The organism is Glaciibacter superstes DSM 21135 (assembly GCF_000421145.1).
In the GTDB taxonomy this organism is placed as follows: Bacteria; Actinomycetota; Actinomycetes; order Actinomycetales; family Microbacteriaceae; genus Cryobacterium; species Cryobacterium superstes.
The window spans coordinates 191,230-211,613 of sequence record NZ_ATWH01000003.1 but is presented as its reverse complement, the minus strand read 5'-3'; the positions used below and the strand labels follow the sequence as shown (position 1 = coordinate 211,613).

The following is a 20,384-nucleotide window of genomic DNA, read 5'->3' as shown; positions in this document are numbered from 1 at the left end:
CCTGGGTCGGTTACAACGCGCGCAGTGCTTCGCGTGCCCAATCGCCGAGCGCTGGAACGCAGCGTTCGGCGAAATATTCGAAGTCGGCAGGGGTGTTGTACACGTGTGTCGACAAGCGGAAGTAGCCGACGCCGTCAAAGCACGTGAAGGCTCCCTCGAGCCCGAGCTCGTCGACGGCACGGTCGCGGAGGGCGTCGGCCTCGGGGTGGGAGCCGGCCAGGCCCCGCGGCAGCCTGACCAGTCTCAACGCGTTCACCGGCATACCGGCATCGACCAGGTGGTCGTCGCCGGTGGCGGCCGTGAAGGCCTCCGCGATGATCGACTCGGCGTAATCGGCCAGCTCGGTCATATATTGGCGGGCGTTCGACCAGCCCCAGGTCTCCTCGATGAAGGAGAGCGATGTGGGGGCAGCCAGGTAGCTGGTCTGGTCAAGCGTGCCCTGGGTGTCGAAGCGCTCAGGGAACGGGTACGGAGCGCCCCAGGAGTCAATGAGCGGGTACAGTTCGTCGGCGAGTGGCCCCCGGCCGACCAGCACCGATGCGCCGCGCGGGGCACAGCCGAACTTGTGCAGGTTGCCGACCCAGAAGTCACAGTCGACGCCATCCAGAGGCCGGTCGTAAAGACCTGGCACATGGGCGCCATCGACGAACACCGGGATTCCGCGGCGCTTGGCCTCGGCGGAGACGGTGTCGACCGGCAGGAGCCTGGCGGTTGGCGATGTGATCTGGTCTATGACGACCAGACCGGTCGAGTCGCTGAACTCTGCAACGATGGCATCGTGGGCCTCGGCCGCAGTAGCGTTCAACGGGATGTGCGCCGTGCGAACGGTGCCGCCCCACCGCCTGGCCAGCCGCTCCGCACCCATGGTGACGGCCCCGTAACCGTGATTGGTGACCACTATCTCGACGCCGGTGCGCACCGGCAGGCTTGTATAGACCACGCTCGCCCCTGCGCTGGCATTGGGCACCATGGCGGTTCTCGACGGGTCGATGCCGAGGAATCGGGCAATGCTGGTGCGCGCTTCCCTCACCAGGCCGGGCAGTGTGGGAAACCACGCCACCGGTGCGGCATCCATCTCGGCGCGCAGCGTGTTCTGATGTTCCTGGGCCACCAGCGGCACGGCGCCGAACGAGCCGTGGTTGATGTGCACGGAGACGGTGTCGAGGCTCCACGCGGCCCGCGCCGGACGCCCGTCTGGCAAGGTAAGGGCGGCTGGTGCCGTAATGAGTGCTGTGGTCATGGGGCCGCTCGAGTCCAATCTGCTGGGTGTGGGCCGGAACAAACGACGACAGAGATTCGATGACTTCGAGGACGACGTTGTTTCAGAGCTGTGGATAGCGAGCATAAAGGTCTTCTGCCGAAAAGTCATCTAATGACTTTCTGATCCGCGTCAAAGTTGGCACTAGTGTGGTGCCAACGAGACCGAACGAGAGGACGCGCCATGTCGGCGGTTGACAGTGCCTTTCACGGACTGCGGCACATGATCGCCTCCGGACGACTCGAGGCAGGGGCGAAGTTCCCGCCTGAGTCAGATCTCTGCGACGAACTCGGTGTGTCGAGGGGCTCGCTTCGCGAGGCGGTCCGGATGCTGTCCGCCCTCGGCGTGATCGAATCGCGGCATGGCTCGGGCACCTATGTATCGCAACTGCGGCCGGAGGAAATCGTCGGCTCGCTCGCGCTCACCGTCGACCTGCTGCCGCTGTCCGGCCTGCTGGACATGTACGAACTTCGGAGGGTGCTGGAGTCACACGCGGCAGCGCAGGCCGCAGCACGGTTGACGGATGCCGCCGAAGCTGATCTCACACGGCTGATTGAGGAGATGGAAGCGACATCCGACCCCGAGCTGGCGTCCTCGCTCGATGCGAGCTTTCATGCCGCCATCGCGCAGCTGGGCGGCAACCCGACATTGATGGCCCTGCTCGGTGTCTTCCGCGGCCGGTCACGTGCCTACCAGGTCTTCGAACTGCCGGAGGGCCCCGAGCTCAAACGGATCAGCGATCTCGGGCACAGAGCGATAGCCGGCGCGATCATCGGCCGTGATCCGGTGGCCGCCTCTGCCGCGGCTGCGGCCCACGTCGCCCAAACCGAAGTCTGGCTGCGGCACTACCGGCCTCCGGTCACCGACCGCTAGCAACGCAGAGGAGAACTCAAGGCGCCTCACCCAGCGAAGAGGCCGTCTATGCCACGGGCGGCATATTTCACGCATTACGCTGAAACCTGCACGTTGAGGCCTCGTGCAGCCGGTCGCCATCCTGAATCCGCCTGCGTCACAATTCGGCACGCGCAATCCGCGTTCGCTAGAATTCTGGTATCCGCCTCCACAGCAGACAGGCGACTCTCTTCACTGGCTTCAGGGACCAACCCGGGTTCGCTCGCCACACAGTGAGACACCCACTCGATCTTCCCGTGAGGTTTTCACCCGTGGCCACCACTCCACCCGCACCTGAACACGCACCCCGAGCCGCCCTGCAGGGCAATCCGCTCGCGCCAGTCTGGCTTCGCGAGCCCCACGACGCGAACGCCCTTTCCGCCGGACTCTGGCCGTCGTCAGCCGACCGCGCCGAGACCGGCGAACTCACCATCGGCGGCGTCACCGCCTCCGCGCTTGTCGCCGAACACGGCACACCGCTTTACGTCGTCGACGAAACGGATGCGCGCGATCGCGCAACTGAGTTCCGTCACGCATTCGAGACCGAGGCGCGCCGCATCGGCACCACCGCTCGCGTCTACTACGCGGGAAAGGCATTCCTCTCCACAGAGGTCGCCCGCTGGATGATCGCCGACGGACTGAACATCGACGTGTGCAGCGGAGGCGAACTCCAAGTGGCCCTCGCGGCAGGAGTCGACCCGTCACGCCTCGGCTTCCACGGCAACAACAAGTCGCTCACCGAGATCGACGACGCCACCCGGGTCGGCGTCGGCACCATCGTCATCGACAGCGCCATCGAGATCGAGCGCGTCGCCGCAGCCGCCACCCGGCACGGAATCGTGCAGGCCGTGCGCCTGCGAGTGAACAGTGGCGTGCACGCACACACCCACGAGTTCCTCGCTACCGCACACGAAGACCAGAAGTTCGGCATCGTGCTCGAAGACGCCCCGGCACTTGTCGCGTCGATTCGCCGCGAGCCGGGCCTGCGCTTCCTCGGCCTCCACGGCCACATCGGCTCCCAGATATTCGGCGCGGAAGGCTTTGCCGAAGCCGCCAGCCGCCTGATTGCGGTGCACGCAGCGCTCCTGGCCGATGGCCCCGTTCCAGAACTCAACCTCGGCGGCGGCTTCGGTATCGCATACACCAGTGCAGACGAACCCACCCCGACCGGCATCCTGGCCGCCCACATCATTGACGCCGTTGCTACGGAATGCGCCACCCACGACATCCCGTTGCCTGCCCTCGCGTTCGAACCCGGCCGCGCCATCATCGGACCGGCCGGTATCACCCTCTACGAGGCCGGCACCATCAAGTCTGTCGACGTGAACGGCGCATCCCGCCTCTACGTCAGCGTCGACGGTGGCATGAGCGACAACGCCCGCACCTCCCTGTACGGCGCCGACTACTCCGTGCGCATTGCGAACCGCGTGACGGATGCCACCCCAGCGTTGGTGCGCATCGCCGGAAAGCACTGTGAAAGCGGCGACATCGTGGTTGACTCCGACTACCTGCCGGGCGACGTGGCCCCTGGCGACCTGCTGGCCGTTGCCGCCACCGGGGCATACTGCTGGTCGCTCTCAAGCAACTACAACTACCTCGGACGTGCGCCGGTCGTGGCCGTGAAAGACGGCGAATCGCGTGTGCTGGTGCGCGGCGAGACCATCGCCGACCTCCTCGCCCGAGACACCGGGTTCACGTCGACCCGGCACGCCGCCGACGGCGGCCAGTCGACCACCGAAAAGAAGGACACCGCTCGATGATCGAATACCGCAACCTCCGCGTGGCGCTCCTCGGCGGCGGCTCCGTCGGCGCACAGGTGGCCCGTCTGCTGCTCGAGCAGCGAGACGAACTCGCGGGCCGGGTCGGAGCGGCTCTCGACCTGGTCGGCATCCTTGTGCGCGACGTCGACGCGGAACGCACCGTCGACCTGCCTCGCGAACTCTTCACCACCGACGCCGAGTCGCTCATTCTCGGCGCCGACGTCGTCATCGAGCTGATGGGAGGCATCGAGCCGGCTCGCACCTACATCCTCTCCGCGATCAACTCCGGTGCAGACGTCGTCACCGCCAACAAGGCGCTCCTGGCCGAACACGGCCAGGAACTGTTCGAAGCCGCTGACCAGGTCGGCGCCCAGCTCAACTACGAGGCGGCTGTCGCCGGCGCCATCCCGATCGTGCGCCCGCTGCGAGACAGCCTCGCCGGTGACCGCGTGAACCGTATCCTCGGCATCGTCAACGGCACCACCAACTTCATCCTCGACCGCATGGACGAAGAAGGTGACACCCTCGAAGAGGCCCTCGCCACCGCGACGGAACTCGGCTACGCAGAAGCCGACCCGACCGCCGACATCGGCGGGTATGACGCGGCGCAGAAGGCGGCCCTGCTGGCCAGTCTGGCGTTCCACACCACTGTGCCCCTCGCATCCGTTTACCGTGAAGGCATCACTCAGGTCACGCCGCAGCAGATCGAGTCGGCCAGGAAGGCCGGTTACGTGGTCAAACTGCTGGCGATCTGCGAACGGCTGACGGATGCCGCCACCGGCGAAGAGGGCGTCTCAGCCAGGGTCTATCCCGCCATGGTGCATCGCAGCCACCCGCTCGCCGCCGTCCACGGCGCCAACAATGCGGTGTTCGTCGAAGCCGAAGCGGCCGGCAGCCTGATGTTCTACGGCGCAGGCGCCGGGGGAGTGGAGACCGCATCTGCCGTGCTCGGCGACCTGGTCTCCCTCGCCAGGCGCCACGTCGTCGGTGGCCCTGGGTTTGCCGCATCCAGCCACGCCGACCTGCCGATTCTCGAGATCGGCAGCGTCACGACGCGCTACGCCGTCACCCTGGAGGTGTCAGACGCGCCGGGTATGCTGGCCAGCATCGCCACTGTCTTCAGCGACCATCGGGTGTCGCTCGAACTCGTCGAGCAGTCGATCAATCCCGGTCGGCCCGGTGTCGACGGTGCTGATCCTGTTCCGTCCACGGCTACCCTTGTCATCGGAACCCATGAGGCCACGGAGGCCGCGCTCGCCGCCACCGTCGCCGATCTCGCCGCCAATGAAGCCGTCATCACCGTTGCATCCGTTTTAAGAGTTGAAGGAGTCTGATGTCCAGCGAACGAGAGTCCGGCACCCTTGCGCCGCAGCGCGTTTCCCGTCAGTGGCGTGGAGTGCTGCGGGAGTACGCAGACCGTCTGAACATCACGGATGCCACGCCGATCATCACGCTCGGTGAAGGTGGCACGCCGCTCATTCCGGCCCCGGCACTCTCGGCCAGAACCGGCGCGAAGGTGTGGGTCAAGTTCGAGGGGATGAACCCCACCGGTTCCTTCAAAGACCGTGGAATGACGATGGCGATCTCGAAGGCCATCGAAGACGGTGCGAAGGCGGTCATCTGCGCCTCGACAGGCAACACCAGTGCATCGGCCGCCGCCTACGCGACCCACGCCGGCATCACCGCCGCCGTGCTCGTGCCCGAGGGCAAGATCGCCATGGGCAAGCTCAGCCAGGCCATCGCCCACGACGCACAGCTGCTGCAGGTGCAGGGCAACTTCGACGACTGTCTCGACATCGCTCGCGACCTGGCCGAGAACTACCCTGTGCACCTGGTGAACTCGGTGAACCCCGACCGGATCGAGGGCCAGAAGACCGCAGCGTTCGAAGTCGTCGAGGTGCTCGAAGACGCGCCAGACTTCCACATCGTGCCGGTCGGCAACGCCGGCAACTACACTGCGTACTTCCGCGGGTACAGCGAGGAACTCGAACGGGGCGCGACCACAAAGCTCCCGCGGATGTTCGGCTTCCAGGCCGCAGGCAGTGCTCCGATCGTGCTCGGCCACCGCGTCGATAACCCAGACACCATCGCGAGCGCTATCCGCATCGGCAACCCGGCGTCGTGGGAGCTCGCCCTGAACGCACACCAGGTCAGCGACGGCTACTTCGGTGCAATCACCGACGAGAAGATCCTCGAGGCGCATCGCATCCTTTCGGCAGAAGTCGGCATCTTCGTTGAGCCTGCGTCGGCGATCAGCGTGGCCGGCCTGCTCGAGCAGTCTGCCGCCGGGGTCATCCCGGCCGGCGCCACCGTTGTGCTCACTGTGACCGGCCACGGCCTGAAAGACCCGCAGTGGGCACTTCGCACCGCCGACGGATCCGACGTGAAGCCGACCATCGTCCCTGTCGACACCGCAGAGATCGCCGGCGTGCTCGGGCTGGCCGGGGCATGACTGCAGCCGTAGGACTGGCTGCACCCTCACTCGTCGGCCGCCAGGTCACGGTGCAGGTGCCGGCCACCAGCGCCAACCTCGGGCCGGGTTTCGACACCCTCGGCCTGGCGCTCGCACACTACGACCAGCTTGAGGTCACCGTACGAGACGAGCCGGGTGTCACCGTCGAGGTTCACGGCGTCGGCGAAGGCGTAGTGCCGACGGACGAGTCGAACCTCGTGGTCAGGGCCATCAAACACACGTTCGACGCGTACGGCCAGGAGTTCCCGGGCCTGAACATCGTCGCCCACAACGCCATCCCGCACGGGAGGGGCATGGGCTCCTCAGGCGCGGCTATCGTCTCAGGAGTGATGGCGGCCAAGGGACTGCTCGACGGGATCGTCGACATCGACGCTGAAGGCCTGCTCGCGCGGGCAACCGAGCTCGAAGGGCATCCGGACAACGTGGCTCCCGCGCTCTTCGGCGGGCTGACGATCGCCTGGACGACGCCAGAAGGACCGCGCTACAAGAAGCTCATGGTGCACCGCGGAGTGTCTCCGCTGGTCTTCGTGCCGGAACATGTGATGTCGACCGCGCTGGCGCGGAGCCTCCAGCCGATCACCGTGCCCCATGAAGACGCCGTCTTCAACGTGTCGCGCTCAGCCCTGTTGATTGCCGCGCTCATCCAGAGTCCTGAACTGCTCCTCGCGGCAACGGAAGACAAGCTGCACCAGACTTATCGTGCGGCCGCGATGCCGGAGACCAGCCGCTTGGTCTCGCTCCTGCGTGAACGAGAGTTCGCCGCCGTCGTTTCCGGCGCGGGTCCATCGATTCTGGTGCTCGCCGACGACCCTGCGCGTCGTTTGATCGCCGCAGAATTGGTCGCCGAAGCGTCAGAAACGCCCTGGCAGGCGCTCATGCTGGCCGTGGACTTCAAAGGTGCTACAGTTATTACGCACCCGATAGAAACCGCTTCATAAGCGAATCTTTTCTCCGGTGCGATTCCAACTACTCACGGCTCCCGCTCCATCATTGCGTGACTGTGTGTGTTCACCCCTGTCCGCGTCTTCGTCGGATCGGATCACCCGCAGCGCGTGAGACGCTGCGAACAGCTCTCCTGTACAGCACATCATGCTCCAGGGGGAAGGACCCAACTTCGTGACTAACGTCAACCTCCGTGCTCCCGGCGCGGATTCATCAAACCTTGCCAGTCTCCGCGTTGCCGAGCTTCAGGCTCTGGCCGGCGAACTGGGTATCCAGGGCGCATCCAAACTTCGTAAGGGAGACCTCGTGCAAGCAATCAATGATGCACAGTCCGGCTCATCGTCGTCGGCTGCCGCTTCGACCGACAGCGCTGCTGGAGCCGAATCCGAGGCAGCGCAGCCTGAAACAGCACAGACCGAGGCAGCACAGCCTGAGGCTGCGCAGTCCGCTGCCGCAGCAGCCCCGGTCACCGAGACCGCCCCCAGAAAGCGCGCGCCGCGCCGTGCGTCCAGTGCCACCGCGGCACCGGCAGTGGCTCACGTCAACGCCCTGGAGGGAACCGGACTCGACTCCCTCCTTCCCACAGAGGCACCTGCCGCTACCGAGGCGCCCACGACATCGCCGACAACGGATGCCGCGGCGTCCGACGCTCCTGCATCTGACGTCCCGGCCGAGAAGCCGGTGCGCCAATCGCGCCGCCGCGGCGCCAAAGACGCGCAGGCAGAGCCCCAGGCCGATTCCGGATCACCGGCCGGCAGTGATGTCACCGATTCCAGCGACGCCACCGAAGCCAGTGACGCCACCGAAGCCACCAGCGAGCCTGGTTCGCGGGGCGGACGTCGCGGCAATCGTCGGGCTGATTCGACCAAAGGACAGAAAGCGGCCGACCAGAAGGCCGCTGATGCGCAGGGCGCCGACCAGAAGGCCGATGCGCAGTCAGGTCAGAAGTCGGACGACGCGCAGTCAGGTCAGAAGTCGGACGACGCGCAGTCAGGTCAGAAGTTAGACGACCAGCAGCAGGTGGCCCAACAGGGTCGGCAGCAGGGCCAGGCCCGGGATGACAGCGCGTCTGCCGACTCGGACGACCAGAGCGATCAGGAACAGCCGCGCCAGAGCCGTAACCGTAACCGCAGCCGCGGGGGCGAGCGCAACCAGAACGAGCGTAGCCAGAACGAGCGTAGCCAGGGCGAGCGCAACCAGAACGAGCGCAACCAGAACGAGCGCAGTGACGACGGCAAGGGCCAGCAAAGCCAGTCGCAGCGCCAGCAGAACAATCGCAACGAGCGCAACCAAGAGCGCGGCGACCGCAACGACCGCGATCGCAGCCAGGACCGGAACGGTCCGGACGACGAGCAGGGTGGGCGCGGAAACCGCAACCGCTACCGCGACCGCAAGCGTCGCGGTTCAGGAGTCGGTGACGACTTCGAGCCGGAGCTGACCGACGACGACGTGCTCATCCCGGTCGCCGGCATCCTCGACGTACTCGACAACTACGCGTTCGTGCGCACCTCCGGCTACCTCCCGGGCGCCAGCGACGTGTACGTCTCGCTCGGCCAGGTCAAGAAGTACAACCTGCGCAAGGGTGATGCCGTCGTCGGCTCGATCCGCCAGCCGCGTGAGGGAGACTCCAGCGGCCGCCAGAAGTACAACGCGATCGTCAAGGTCGATTCGATCAACGGTCTGACCGTCGACGAAGCCGCCACCCGCGTCGAATTCCAGAAACTGACCCCGCTTTACCCGCAGGAGCGCCTGCGGCTCGAGACAGAACCGGGCAAGCTCACTCAGCGCATCATCGACCTCGTCTCCCCGATCGGAAAGGGCCAGCGCGGCCTCATCGTCGCTCCGCCCAAGGCGGGCAAGACGATCGTGATGCAACAGATCGCCAATGCGATCAGCACCAACAACCCCGAGGTCCACCTCATGGTTGTGCTGGTCGACGAGCGCCCTGAAGAGGTCACAGACATGCAGCGCACGGTGAAGGGTGAGGTCATCGCCTCGACCTTCGACCGTCCGGCCGAAGACCACACCACTGTTGCGGAACTCGCGATCGAGCGCGCCAAGCGCCTGGTCGAACTGGGCCACGACGTTGTTGTGCTGCTCGACTCGATCACCCGCCTCGGCCGGGCATACAACCTGGCCGCGCCAGCCTCCGGCCGCATCCTCTCCGGTGGCGTCGACGCTTCGGCGCTCTACCCGCCGAAGCGCTTCTTTGGAGCCGCCCGCAACATCGAGAACGGTGGCTCGCTCACGATCCTCGCCTCCGCGCTGGTGGAGACCGGCTCCAAGATGGACGAGGTCATCTTCGAGGAGTTCAAGGGCACCGGCAACATGGAACTCCGTCTGTCGCGCCAGTTGGCAGACAAGCGCATCTTCCCTGCTGTCGATGTGAACGCATCCGGAACCCGTCGTGAAGAAATGCTCATGAGCGACGACGAGGTGAAGATCACCTGGAAGCTGCGTCGTGCCCTCGCCGGTCTCGGCGAGCAGCAGGCGCTCGAGGCGATCCTCGGACGCCTCAAGGAGACGTCGTCGAACGTCGAATTCCTGATGCAGGTGCAGAAGTCGATGCCGACCCCGAACGGGTCAGACAAGGGTCACTGATGTTCGAGTCCGTCACCACCCTGCTGGCCGAGCACGATGACCTGCAGGGACAGTTGGCCGACCCGGAGTTGCACTCGAACCCGGCGCGTTCGAAGAAGGTCAATCGTCGCTACGCCGAGCTCAGTCGCATTATCGCGGCCTACAACGAGTGGAAAGAGATCGGCGACGACCTCGACGCCGCTCGTGAGCTGGCGGACGAGGACGAGACCTTTGCTGAGGAGATCCCAGGGCTCGAGGAGAAGTTCGACGCGTCGGCCGAGAAGCTTCGTCGACTGCTGATCCCGCGGGACCCCAACGACAGCCGCGACGTGATCATGGAGATCAAGATGGGGGAGGGCGGCGCAGAGTCTGCGCTGTTCGCCTCCGACCTGTTGCGCATGTACCTGCATTACGCGGAGTCGAAGAAGTGGAAGACCGAGATCATCGAGCAGACTTCGAGTGATCTTGGCGGCATCAAGGATGTTCAGCTGGCGATCAAGGGACACTCGAGCGATCCCGCTGAGGGAGTCTGGGCGCACCTGAAGTACGAGGGCGGCGTGCACCGCGTGCAGCGGGTGCCTGCGACCGAGTCGCAGGGGCGCATCCACACCTCGGCGGCCGGCGTGCTGGTCTTCCCCGAGGTGGACGAGCCAGAAGAGGTGGAGATCCACCCCAACGACCTCAAGATCGACGTCTACCGTTCGAGCGGCCCCGGCGGCCAGTCGGTCAACACCACCGACTCCGCCGTGCGCATCACCCACCTTCCGACCGGCATCGTTGTGGCCATGCAGAACGAGAAGAGCCAGCTGCAGAACCGGGAGGCCGGCATGCGCGTGCTGCGCGCCAGGGTGCTTGCACGCCAGCAGGAGGAACTCGACGCTGAAGCGTCGGCCGTGCGCAAGAGCCAGATCCGCACCATGGACCGGTCAGAGCGCATCCGCACGTACAACTTCCCGGAGAACCGGGTCGCCGACCACCGCACCGGCTACAAGGCGTACAACCTCGACGCCGTGATGAACGGCGCACTTGAGCCCGTCATCGTGTCCTGCATCCTGGCCGATGAGGAGTCTCGCCTCGCCGAAATCGGCGACCACGAGTAGAACCGCGTCCTTCACGGAAGACGTCCGCTCTCGATCGTCGCCCTTTGCGCCCAGAATCGCCGTTCCAACGGCGATTCTGGGCGCAAACGGCGATTCTCGGCGGCCACGTGCCGGCGAGCGGGGAGAGCGGCAGCGGCGCGCAGCGCGGCGGGGCGGGTCACGCGTCCAGGGCGTTCACGAGCGATTCCTGCAGTGCGCCGAGCCAGAAGTAGATCTCCTGCATCGGTTCTGCTGCCTCGTCTGTTCGGCCGACCTCGTCGTCAGCCGTGATGGAGAGCCGAGTCGCGATGGTCAAACGCAGGTCGGTGAGGGTGCGCAACCACCGTTCGGTGTCCTGTGTGCTCAACGTGATCGCCCGTGCGCCGCCCGGCCCTGTGGTGGCGGGGTTCGCTATGACGGCATCCATCAGCGCTTGGGCGCCTTGTAGCTTGCGCTCAGCCAGTCCTTCGATCGTGAAGCGGCGAAACTCGGCCGCCGCTTCCGGGTCGTCGGGGTAGGCATCGGGAAACAGCCGGTGGAGCGCCGGGTCTGCCTGATCCGACACCGTGTGTTCTGGCACCGTGTCATGTGACAACATGCCCACCAGTTGCTCCGCGAGACTGGCCAGGATCAGACCTTCCGGCCGCGAAAACTCCGCCAGAAAGGCATCTGGGCCGGTGCGCGTGAAGGAACTCATGCGTCTGTCTTCGCCAGAGTCGCCCACAGTCCGTATTCGTGCATGGCCTCGACGTGACGCTCCATCTGTTCTCGATTGCCGCTGGCGACCACGCAGCGTCCGTCGTTGTGCACCTGCAGCATCAGCCGTTTCGCCTTCTCCTTCGAGAAGCCGAAGTAGCTGCGGAACACGTGCACGACATACGACATCAGGTTCACCGGGTCGTTCCAGACCACGACCATCCACGGGTTGTCGAGGGAGGGCGCCTCTCGAGTGTCGGAGCGCTGCGCGGTATCCGGACGGTCGAGTGTCTGACCTGCGTCAATGTATGCCACCCCTCAAGCCTGACACGCTCCGCCGACACGCGCATCTTGTGCGTATCCACGTGCATCGAGCCCGCAGCCGCCCGCAGCACACACTCACAGTGACCTTTCCGGTCGAGAGTGCCCGTTCCGCCGGTCACTCAGGGCCGGAAAGGTCACTGTCGGCAGGGGGTTCGGGATGCTCGGGGTGCTCGAGGCCACGTGCGGCATCGACGGACTCTGCCGTGGCCGGACTTCGGCGCGCCGGCACGCCGAGCAGCAGGGAGTTCGGTGGAGCATCCCTGGTAACCACGGCGTTGGCGCCGACCGTGCTCCACGCACCGATCACGACGGGGCCGAGTATCTTGGCGCCCGCTCCAACCGTCACTCCGTCGGCCAGGGTCGGATGCCGTTTGGTGCCGCGTGCGTGACCGTGACGGCTCTTTCCACCGAGCGTGACCCCGTGGTAGAGCATCACATCGTCGCCGATTTCTGCCGTTTCGCCGATCACGACCCCCATGCCGTGGTCGATGAACAATCGCCGGCCAATGCGCGCGCCGGGGTGGATTTCAATGCCGGTCAGAAACCGCACGAACTGCGAGAGCAGCCGCGCCGGCAGCCTGAACCCTGCCAACCACAGTCGATGTGCGACGCGGTATCCCCAGACGGCATGCAGCCCGCTGTATGCGAAGAACACCTCGGGGCGACTGCGGGCGGCCGGGTCATGCGCACGCGCCGTTGTCATATCCTCACGGATGCGTGAAAAGACTCCCATAGGACTAGTAGAGCAGAACCGTCGCCCGGCTTAGTCGAGCAGGTCGTCGTAGAGCAATGTTGAGATGTAGCGCTCCCCGAAGTCCGGCACGACGACGACGATCGTCTTCCCGGCGTTTTCCGGGCGTTTCGCTTCCAAGGCTGCCGCCCAGACGGCAGCGCCGCCGGAGATGCCGGCCAGGATTCCTTCGTCCGTTGCCAGCCGGCGTGCGGTTCGGAGCGCGTCGTCGAGGGTCACGTCGATGACCGCGTCGTACACCTCACGGTCGAGCACGTCTGGCACGAAGTTCGCACCGAGGCCCTGGATCTTATGGGGACCTGGCTGTCCGCCAGTAAGAATGGGGGAGTCGATCGGCTCGACAGCGACGACGCGCACGCCAGGTTTGCGTTCCTTCAGCAGCTGCCCCGCGCCGGTGATCGTACCGCCTGTGCCGACGCCGGCCACCAGCACGTCGACGGCGCCGTCGGTGTCGTCCCAGATCTCGACCCCGGTGGTGGCCTTGTGGATGGCCGGGTTCGCTTCGTTCTGGAACTGACGCGCGAGAATGGCGCCGTCGGTGACGGCGGCGATCTCCTCCGCCTTCTCCACCGCGCCGCGTATTCCGTCTGAGCCCGGTGTGAGCACGAGCTCGGCACCGTACGCGCGCAGCAGCACGCGCCGTTCCTTGCTCGCGGTCTCCGGCATGGTGAGCACAACCTTGTACCCGCGCGCCGCGCCGACAAGGGCGAGGGCTATCCCCGTGTTGCCGCTGGTGGCCTCGACGATGGTGCCGCCAGGCGTGAGTTCTCCCGATGCCTCTGCGGCGTCGACGATGGCGACGCCGATTCGGTCCTTCACGCTTCCGGCCGGATTGTAGAACTCCAGCTTTGCCAGCACGGTCGCTGCCGCCCCGTCGGTGACGCGGTTGAGCCTCACGAGGGGAGTGCGGCCGACCGCCGCCGTGATATCCGGGTAGATCTGTTCGGGCATCGGAGAGCCTTTCGCTGCGGAGTCAGGGAACGCGTTCAGCCTAGGGCCAGCTGACCTCTCTGGCGAGTAGGTTACATTCCCCTATGTGACTTCCTCCGATTCTGACCTGCCATCGCCCCTGCCGTCACAGTCGCCCCTGCCACCACAGTCGGTGGAGCAGCTACGAGCTACGGCCACCGAGACCCTCTTGCTGGCCGGAATCGCTGATGCAGAGGTCGACGTCGACCTGTTGATCGGCCATGTGCACGGATCGAGCAGGGGGCAGGTGCAGGCCGCGGCGATCCGCGGCGATGCGCTCGGCAGTGAGGACGCGGCGGCGATCCTCGAGCTCGTCCGGCGCCGGGCTCTGCGTGAGCCCCTCCAGCACATCACCGGCACCGCTCCGTTTCGTTCCCTCGTGCTCTCGGTCGGTCCTGGTGTGTTCGTGCCGCGCCCAGAGACTGAACAGGTGGCACAGCTTGCGATCGATGCGTTGCACTCCATGCCCGACCCAGAGCCGATCGGCGTGGACCTCGGAACCGGCAGCGGCGCTATCGCCCTCGCCATGGCCACGGAGGTGCCGCGCGCACGCGTTTTCGCTGTGGAGAATTCGGAAGAAGCATTCGAGTGGACGACGCGCAACTTCGAGACCGTTGCCGCAGGCAACGCCACGCTCGTGTTCGGCGACCTCGCCGAGGCCCTGCCAGAACTGGACGGCACGGTGGCGGTGGTCATCTCGAATCCGCCGTACATTCCGGCTGACGCCATTCCGCGCGACCCCGAAGTTCGGCTGTTCGACCCCGCACACGCCCTGTACGGCGGGGCAGACGGCCTGGATGTCGTTCGCCAGGTATCCGAGAGGGCACTCCGCCTGCTGCGGCCGGGTGGTGCCCTCGTGATCGAGCACGGGGAGCTGCAGGGCGCCGAGATTCGCGCACTGCTCGACGCCGACGGCTGGCGAGCGAGCGCCACCCACCGCGACTACACCACGCGCGACAGGGCGACCACCGCCGTCCGCCCCTGACCCCCGCGGGTAGAGTGCCGCGCACGTGTCGGGGACATCGGCCAGCCGTTCGACGATCCACTGCCGCGCGCCAACAACGCGCTCATGCGCCATGCGCGCATGGCGCATGCGCGCGTATCTGGCGCATGGCGGAAGGCGCAGTCGACGATGGCGCGCCGACCGCGCATCCCGTCTGTCATGCACCTACCGCCGGGCGGCTTTGCGGCGGAACAGCGTCGTGCCCCAGACCGCGGCGATGACGATGATCAGCACACACCAGCCCAGTGCGAGGATGCCGCTGTTGCCCATTTCGGTGCCCGTGAGGAGGCTGCGGATCGACTCGATCACCGGGGTGATCGGCTGGTTGTCCGAGATCCACTGCAGCCAGCTCGGCATGGTGCTGGTCGGCACGAACGCACTCGACAGGTACGGCAGGAACAGCAGGATGAATCCGAATCCGTTCGCCGCTTCTGCACTGCGAGCGGCGAGTCCGATGGCCACGTACAGTGCGGTGATGGCGAGAATATAGAGCGCCACCATCGCGATCGCTGCCAGCCATTCAAGAGGGTTCGCAGTCGGTCGGAACCCGACCAGCAATGCGACGACGATGACCACGCCGGTTGCGAGCAGGTTGCGCAGCAGTGAGGCAACCACGTGCCCGGTCAGCACGGCGGAACCCTGGATCGGCATCGTGCGGAAGCGATCGATGATCCCGTTCGTCATGTCACCGGCCACGTCCACCGCGGTCGACGCCGCACCGAATCCCGCGCAGAGCAGGATGATACCGGGCACCACATAGTTCACGTAGTCGCCACCCGGCTCGATCGCGCCCCCGAAGACGAAGACGAAGAGCAGCATGAGCATCACAGGCAGCACCATGGCCATGATCAATGCGTCGACATTGCGGAGGGTGTGACGGATGCTGCGGCCGACGAAGACGGCGTTGGTCGTCAGGACGGTGGCTGGGCGTTTTGGTGCGAGCGTGACGGTCACGAGCGGGCCCCTTCCAGATTCGATTCGAGCTGGGAATCGTGCGCCGTGAGCGCGAGGAAGACATCGTCGAGGCTCGGCTTGCGGATGCTGACATGGGTGCCGGGCACGGCGAGGGCATCGAGCTGATCGATGGCAGCGCGGAGTCCGTGCACGGTCCCATCGGTAGGGATCTCCCGAACAAGCTCGTCCGAGGCGTCACGGAGTTCGACGACGTCTCCTCCGATGCGGGCCTTCAGTTCCGCGGCTGTGCCCTCCGCCACGATGACGCCCTCGTTGATCACGCCGATCCGGTCGGCGAGCACGTCGGCTTCCTCGAGGTACTGTGTGGTCAAGAAGACGGTTGTTCCCCCGGCCGCGAGGCCGTTGATGATCTCCCAGAGTGACTGCCGGCTCCGGGTATCGAGGCCTGTTGTCGGTTCGTCGAGGAAGATCACCGCCGGGTTCGCGAGCAGGCTGATCGCCAGGTCGAGGCGGCGGCGCATGCCGCCGGAGTAGGTCTTGACCAACTTGCGCGCGGCATCCGTGAGTTCGAAGCGTGCCAGGAGTTCCGAGCTCCTGGTGCGGCCTGCAACCGGGGTGTAGCCGTTCAGCCTGGCCATCATGCGCAGGACCTCCTCGCCCGTCAGCACCTCGTCGACCGCTGCATACTGGCCGGTGAGACTGATCGCCCCGCGCACACCGCGTGCGTCCCGCACAACGTCGTGCCCGGCAACGGAGGCCGTGCCTGCGTCTGGCAGGGAGAGGGTAGCCAGGATGTTGATCAACGTCGTCTTGCCTGCGCCGTTCGGCCCGAGCAGCGCGAAGATGCTGCCGGCCGCGACGCTGAGGTCGATGCCGCCAAGCACCGTCTGCGAACCGAATGACTTGCGGAGTCCGCGAATATCGATTGCCGTGTTCATGTCGTGTCCTTTCTGTGTGGATCCACGGTGTTCCTGTGGAGGGTTCCTGTGGGCGGTTTATTTTGTAGACTGGATGTGTACGGCGCAAACTGTTTATGGTGCACACCGGACGGTTTAAGTAATACACAGTTCTTGGTTCGCCGTCAAGGCGACAGCGCAGATTACGACAGAGCAGATTCGGGAGATGACATGCAGGCAGACGACGACTTTCCGGCAGGACTGCCACGAGGGGTCGCGATCGCCTGGGGCGTCAAGGCGAATCCGCAGCGCGGCCCGAAGCGAGAACTCAGCATTGAGCGGATCGTTGACGCGGCGATGGCCATCGCCGACGCCGAAGGCCTCGGAGCGGTGTCGATGAGCCGGGTGGCGTCGGACCTCGGCTTCACGACGATGTCTCTTTACCGCTACGTCACCGCCAAGGAAGACCTGCTCCTGATCATGCAGGACGAGGGAATCGGCGTTCCCACTCTGGACTTCGCAGAGGCCGCTGGGTGGCGCCAGAACCTGCTGCTCTGGTGGAACGGGAACCGTGGCATCTACCGTGCCCATCCGTGGCTGCTCGATATCCCGATCACCGGGGCGCCGGTGACTCCGAACAATCTTGCCTGGCTCGACGCGGGAATAGAGGCACTCGCTGAGTCCCCGCTGAGTTCGGGGGAGCGTGTTGCGACGATGATCATGCTGAGTGGCATGGCGCGCTGGCAGGGAGGGATCGAGCGAGGTTACGAGATTTCAATACGAGAGCAGAACCTGTCCGTCAGAGAAGTCGAACAGCGCGAAGATGCGCTGATGCGCTCGTTCGTCACCGAGAGCGCCTTCCCGTCGCTTCACCGGGCCGTCGTCGACGGGGTGTTCGGCGCCGAGGGTGAAGATCCGTTTGCCTTCGCGATCCAACGGGCGCTCGACGGGGTTGCCGCCTACATCGATGCGCTGCCGAACAGGGATGCCACCGAGCAGGCGCCGGTCACGGATGCCGACGACGACTATCCGCGTGACCGCACGCTGCGTGAGGCGTCGAAGGCTCGGCGCGAGGCCCATTCGCGGCTGCGTGAGGCAGAGAAGCGTGAGTCCGACCTCATAGCGAAGGCCAGGGAGCGGGCGAGGAAGGCCGCAGAGGCCGAGGCGAAGGCGCGAGCGAAGAGCTAGCCGGACACGGCTGTGCCTCAGGGAGCAGTCAGCCCGCTGCACTAGAATCGGCCCCGATGAGACGCATCTATGACTGCTCGGTCGACGAGGAATACACGGCCGGCATGAGACTCGCACGCTCGGCAATCGGCAGGGGTGCGCTCGTCGTCATCCCCACCGACACGGTCTACGGCATTGCCGCAGACGCGTTCAGCCCCGAGGCTGTGCAGAAGCTCCTCGACGCCAAGGGTCGTGACCGTCAGTCGCCACCGCCGGTTCTCATCCCCGGCATCCCCACACTCGACGCGCTCGCTCAGGACATCCCGCAGCCGGTGCGAGACCTGGTCGCCGAGTTCTGGCCAGGCGGACTCACCGTGCTTCTCAAGGCCCAGCCGTCCCTGGCATGGGACCTCGGCGAGACTCGCGGCACGGTCGCCCTCCGCATGCCAGACAACAAGATCGCCCTCGATCTCCTGTCTGAAACCGGCCCCCTTGCCGTGTCTTCGGCGAACGTCACAGGTTCCCCCTCTGCCATCGATGCGGCGGGCGCGGAGAAGATGCTCGGCTCCAACGTCGCTGTATACCTCGACGGGGGAGTGGCCGGCCTTGGGTACGAATCCGTCGGCGATCGCCCTGGCGACACTTCGTCGACAATCGTGGATGCGACCGAGTTCGCCACCAACGGAGGCAAGCTACGCATTGTTCGGAACGGCGTCATCACGCGCGCCCGCATTGAAGCGGTGATCGGCGACGCGCTCGCTGCGGAGAATGACGCCGAGGCAGGGATCTCCGCGACCCAGGCAAACGGAAGCACGGCAAACGAGAGCACGGCAAACGAGAGCCAGACGGATGCCGCGGCCGAACCCACGGACGAAGGCGCCACCGCCACGCCATGACCCTCTTCGTCCTCCTCGCCCTCGTCTCGGCGATCGTCACCTTCGGCTTGTCGATCGTCGTGCTCAAAGTCAGCCACAAATACCGGCTGTACCCCAAGATCCGCGAACGCGACGTGCACACCCGGCCGACGCCGAGGCTCGGTGGCATCGCGATGTTCATCGGCATCCTCGCGGCCTTCGGCGTCTCCTACCTCGTCGCATCGCAGTTCGCGCCTTTGCGCCTGGTGTTCGCGAACCCGCAGCAGATCCTCGCCATTCTCGGGGCGGCGCTGCTCATCGTGCTGCTCGGTGTCGCCGACGATATCTGGGACCTGGACTGGATGACCAAACTGGCCGGCCAGTTCATTGCCGCAGGGCTGGTCGCCTGGCAGGGGGTCCAGATCTACTCGCTGCCCATCGGTGGGGTGACGGTCGGCAGCGGCTGGATGTCGATCGTGATCACGGTGTTCGCCATCGTCATCGTGATGAACATGATCAACTTCATCGATGGCCTCGACGGCCTCGTCACCGGCGTCGCTTTGATCGCCAACGGAGTCTTCTTCCTTTACAGCTACCTGCTGGTGCGTGACACCTCACCGACGAACTACTTCAATCTTGCGTCGCTGATCGCGGCGATCCTGGTCGGCGCCTGTGTGGGTTTCCTCCCGCTCAACTGGCACCCGGCGAAGCTGTTCATGGGTGACGCAGGCGCCCTCCTCGTCGGGCTGCTGATGGCGACATCCGCCATCGCCATCACCGGCCAGGTCGACCCGGCCGCCATCGGCCGGTCGCAGCTGTTCCCCGCCTTCATCCCGATTCTGCTCCCGGTGGCGATCCTGATCATTCCGCTGCTCGACTTCGGTCTCGCGGTCTTCCGGAGGGTGCGTGCAGGCAAGTCGCCGTTCAGCGCAGACCGGAAGCATCTGCACCACCGGCTGCTCGACATGGGACACTCCCATCTGCACGCCGTGCTGATCTTCTACGGCTGGACGGCCGCCGCGTCCGTCGGCTGCCTGCTCTACTTCCTGCTGCCGGTGTATTTCCAGCTTCCCACCTGGTACGCCACGATCTTCCTGGTCGCTTCCCTCCTCATCCTCACCATCGTCACCCTCGCTCCGCTCAGCCGCCGCAAGGTGGTCGAGGCGGCAAGCCAGCTCCAGCCGGCTGCGACGGATGACGGCGCCGAGACTTCGGCGCTCGATCCGCTCGATGAGGCCGCCGTAACCACCACCGACCACCGTGCCGGCACCGGTACAGAGGAGAAGCAATGAGCACCGCCCCAGATTCCACGCATGGGTCAGCGTCCGACTCCCGGTCGGCACAACCGACATCCGTGCCGGTCCTCAAGCGCACCTTGGTATACGGCGGTCTCCTCGCCCTGGCTATCGCCGTTGTCGGCGCCGTCCTCGGCGGCATCTTCGCCGGCGGAGAGGGCATCGTCAGCGCGCTGATCGGCACAGCCATGGCGGTCGGTTTCATGGGCATCACTGCGCTCAGCATCCTGGCGGCCAACCGCTACGCAGGTCGAGCCAGCGCGATCGGTGCCTTCTTCGCCATCGTGATGGGCGGCTGGCTGGTCAAGTTCGTGGTGTTCCTGGTGTTGCTCATGATCCTGCAGGATGCGCAGTGGCTGAACCCGCTTGTGCTGTTCCTGACCATCGTCGCCGGCATCATCGGTTCGTTGATTGTCGACATGATCGTCATCGTGAAGAGCCGGGTTTCCTACGTGAGCGACGTCACCCTGCCTTCCGCGCCGCACGACGACTGAATTCGGCCTCCGATTCGGCGCTGGGGCGCGTTTATTG

At 65.7% G+C, this 20,384-nt stretch carries 19 protein-coding genes; 12 read left to right on the top strand and 7 right to left on the bottom strand.

The genetic code is table 11. The annotated features are described in order from the left end of the window. Nucleotides 1–10 precede the first annotated feature (10 nt). On the bottom strand, nucleotides 11–1,240 hold the full coding sequence (locus tag K323_RS0105290) for an aminotransferase class V-fold PLP-dependent enzyme (protein WP_022884248.1): 1,230 nt from the start codon (nucleotides 1,238–1,240) through the stop codon (nucleotides 11–13). A 201-nt stretch (nucleotides 1,241–1,441) separates the two neighbouring features. Between K323_RS0105290 and K323_RS0105280 the strand changes: the two genes are divergently transcribed. From K323_RS0105280 to prfA, 7 genes are all read left to right on the top strand, one after another. Beyond that, nucleotides 1,442–2,131: a FadR/GntR family transcriptional regulator gene (locus K323_RS0105280; protein WP_022884246.1), complete on the top strand. Its 690-nt coding sequence runs from the start codon at nucleotides 1,442–1,444 to the stop codon at nucleotides 2,129–2,131. A gap of 335 nt (nucleotides 2,132–2,466) precedes the next feature. Then, complete coding sequence (lysA, locus tag K323_RS24385; protein WP_051147223.1) at nucleotides 2,467–3,909, top strand: diaminopimelate decarboxylase; 1,443 nt, start codon at nucleotides 2,467–2,469, stop codon at nucleotides 3,907–3,909. Beyond that, nucleotides 3,906–5,243, top strand: a complete 1,338-nt coding sequence (locus tag K323_RS0105270) for a homoserine dehydrogenase (RefSeq protein ID WP_022884244.1) — start codon at nucleotides 3,906–3,908, stop codon at nucleotides 5,241–5,243. Before lysA ends, K323_RS0105270 begins: the two co-directional genes overlap by 4 nt. Further along, the gene (gene thrC / locus K323_RS0105265) at nucleotides 5,243–6,361 is read left to right on the top strand and encodes a threonine synthase (protein WP_022884243.1); all 1,119 of its coding nucleotides are present in this window, start codon (nucleotides 5,243–5,245) and stop codon (nucleotides 6,359–6,361) included. Before K323_RS0105270 ends, thrC begins: the two co-directional genes overlap by 1 nt. Next, nucleotides 6,358–7,320 carry a homoserine kinase gene (gene thrB / locus K323_RS0105260; protein ID WP_022884242.1) on the top strand — a complete coding sequence of 321 codons (963 nt, stop codon included), beginning with the start codon at nucleotides 6,358–6,360 and terminating at the stop codon, nucleotides 7,318–7,320. The genes thrC and thrB overlap by 4 nt, the downstream gene beginning before the upstream one ends. A gap of 178 nt (nucleotides 7,321–7,498) precedes the next feature. Beyond that, nucleotides 7,499–9,925: a transcription termination factor Rho gene (gene rho / locus K323_RS0105255; protein WP_026851261.1), complete on the top strand. Its 2,427-nt coding sequence runs from the start codon at nucleotides 7,499–7,501 to the stop codon at nucleotides 9,923–9,925. After that, nucleotides 9,925–11,004, top strand: a complete 1,080-nt coding sequence (prfA, locus tag K323_RS0105250) for a peptide chain release factor 1 (protein WP_022884240.1) — start codon at nucleotides 9,925–9,927, stop codon at nucleotides 11,002–11,004. The genes rho and prfA overlap by 1 nt, the downstream gene beginning before the upstream one ends. Before the next feature lie 157 nt (nucleotides 11,005–11,161). On the opposite strand, the gene K323_RS0105245 is transcribed toward prfA, so the two are convergent. The 4 genes from K323_RS0105245 to cysK form a co-directional block, all read right to left on the bottom strand. Further along, a complete protein-coding gene (locus K323_RS0105245) occupies nucleotides 11,162–11,680 on the bottom strand; it encodes a DUF2017 domain-containing protein (RefSeq protein WP_022884239.1) in 519 nt (172 codons plus the stop codon). Further along, nucleotides 11,677–11,901, bottom strand: a complete 225-nt coding sequence (gene clpS / locus K323_RS0105240) for an ATP-dependent Clp protease adapter ClpS (protein WP_157509357.1) — start codon at nucleotides 11,899–11,901, stop codon at nucleotides 11,677–11,679. Before clpS ends, K323_RS0105245 begins: the two co-directional genes overlap by 4 nt. 217 nt (nucleotides 11,902–12,118) lie before the next feature. Further along, nucleotides 12,119–12,736, bottom strand: a complete 618-nt coding sequence (epsC, locus tag K323_RS24380; RefSeq protein ID WP_022884237.1) for a serine O-acetyltransferase EpsC — start codon at nucleotides 12,734–12,736, stop codon at nucleotides 12,119–12,121. A 30-nt stretch (nucleotides 12,737–12,766) separates the two neighbouring features. Next, entirely contained in the window at nucleotides 12,767–13,705 is a 939-nt protein-coding gene (gene cysK / locus K323_RS0105230; RefSeq protein ID WP_022884236.1) for a cysteine synthase A, read from the bottom strand. A gap of 85 nt (nucleotides 13,706–13,790) precedes the next feature. On the opposite strand from cysK, the gene prmC reads away from it, so the two are divergent. Next, on the top strand, nucleotides 13,791–14,708 hold the full coding sequence (gene prmC, locus K323_RS0105225) for a peptide chain release factor N(5)-glutamine methyltransferase (RefSeq protein ID WP_425402261.1): 918 nt from the start codon (nucleotides 13,791–13,793) through the stop codon (nucleotides 14,706–14,708). 183 nt (nucleotides 14,709–14,891) lie between these two features. Here prmC and K323_RS0105220 read toward each other — a convergent pair whose 3' ends face one another. Further along, nucleotides 14,892–15,680, bottom strand: a complete 789-nt coding sequence (locus tag K323_RS0105220; protein ID WP_022884234.1) for an ABC transporter permease — start codon at nucleotides 15,678–15,680, stop codon at nucleotides 14,892–14,894. Continuing rightward, nucleotides 15,677–16,579 (bottom strand): ATP-binding cassette domain-containing protein, encoded by a 903-nt coding sequence (locus K323_RS0105215; protein ID WP_022884233.1) that lies wholly within the window; start codon nucleotides 16,577–16,579, stop codon nucleotides 15,677–15,679. Before K323_RS0105215 ends, K323_RS0105220 begins: the two co-directional genes overlap by 4 nt. A gap of 189 nt (nucleotides 16,580–16,768) precedes the next feature. Between K323_RS0105215 and K323_RS0105210 the strand changes: the two genes are divergently transcribed. From K323_RS0105210 to K323_RS24370, 4 genes are read left to right on the top strand one after another with little or no spacing between them, the layout of a single operon-like run. Beyond that, nucleotides 16,769–17,725 (top strand): TetR/AcrR family transcriptional regulator, encoded by a 957-nt coding sequence (locus K323_RS0105210; RefSeq protein ID WP_022884232.1) that lies wholly within the window; start codon nucleotides 16,769–16,771, stop codon nucleotides 17,723–17,725. 56 nt (nucleotides 17,726–17,781) lie between these two features. Continuing rightward, a complete protein-coding gene (locus K323_RS24375; protein ID WP_022884231.1) occupies nucleotides 17,782–18,600 on the top strand; it encodes an L-threonylcarbamoyladenylate synthase in 819 nt (272 codons plus the stop codon). Next, nucleotides 18,597–19,850 (top strand): MraY family glycosyltransferase, encoded by a 1,254-nt coding sequence (locus K323_RS0105200; protein WP_022884230.1) that lies wholly within the window; start codon nucleotides 18,597–18,599, stop codon nucleotides 19,848–19,850. The genes K323_RS24375 and K323_RS0105200 overlap by 4 nt, the downstream gene beginning before the upstream one ends. Then, nucleotides 19,847–20,347: a Cg1360 family ATP-synthase-associated protein gene (locus tag K323_RS24370; RefSeq protein WP_051147206.1), complete on the top strand. Its 501-nt coding sequence runs from the start codon at nucleotides 19,847–19,849 to the stop codon at nucleotides 20,345–20,347. Before K323_RS0105200 ends, K323_RS24370 begins: the two co-directional genes overlap by 4 nt. The last annotated feature ends 37 nt before the right edge of the window (nucleotides 20,348–20,384 follow it).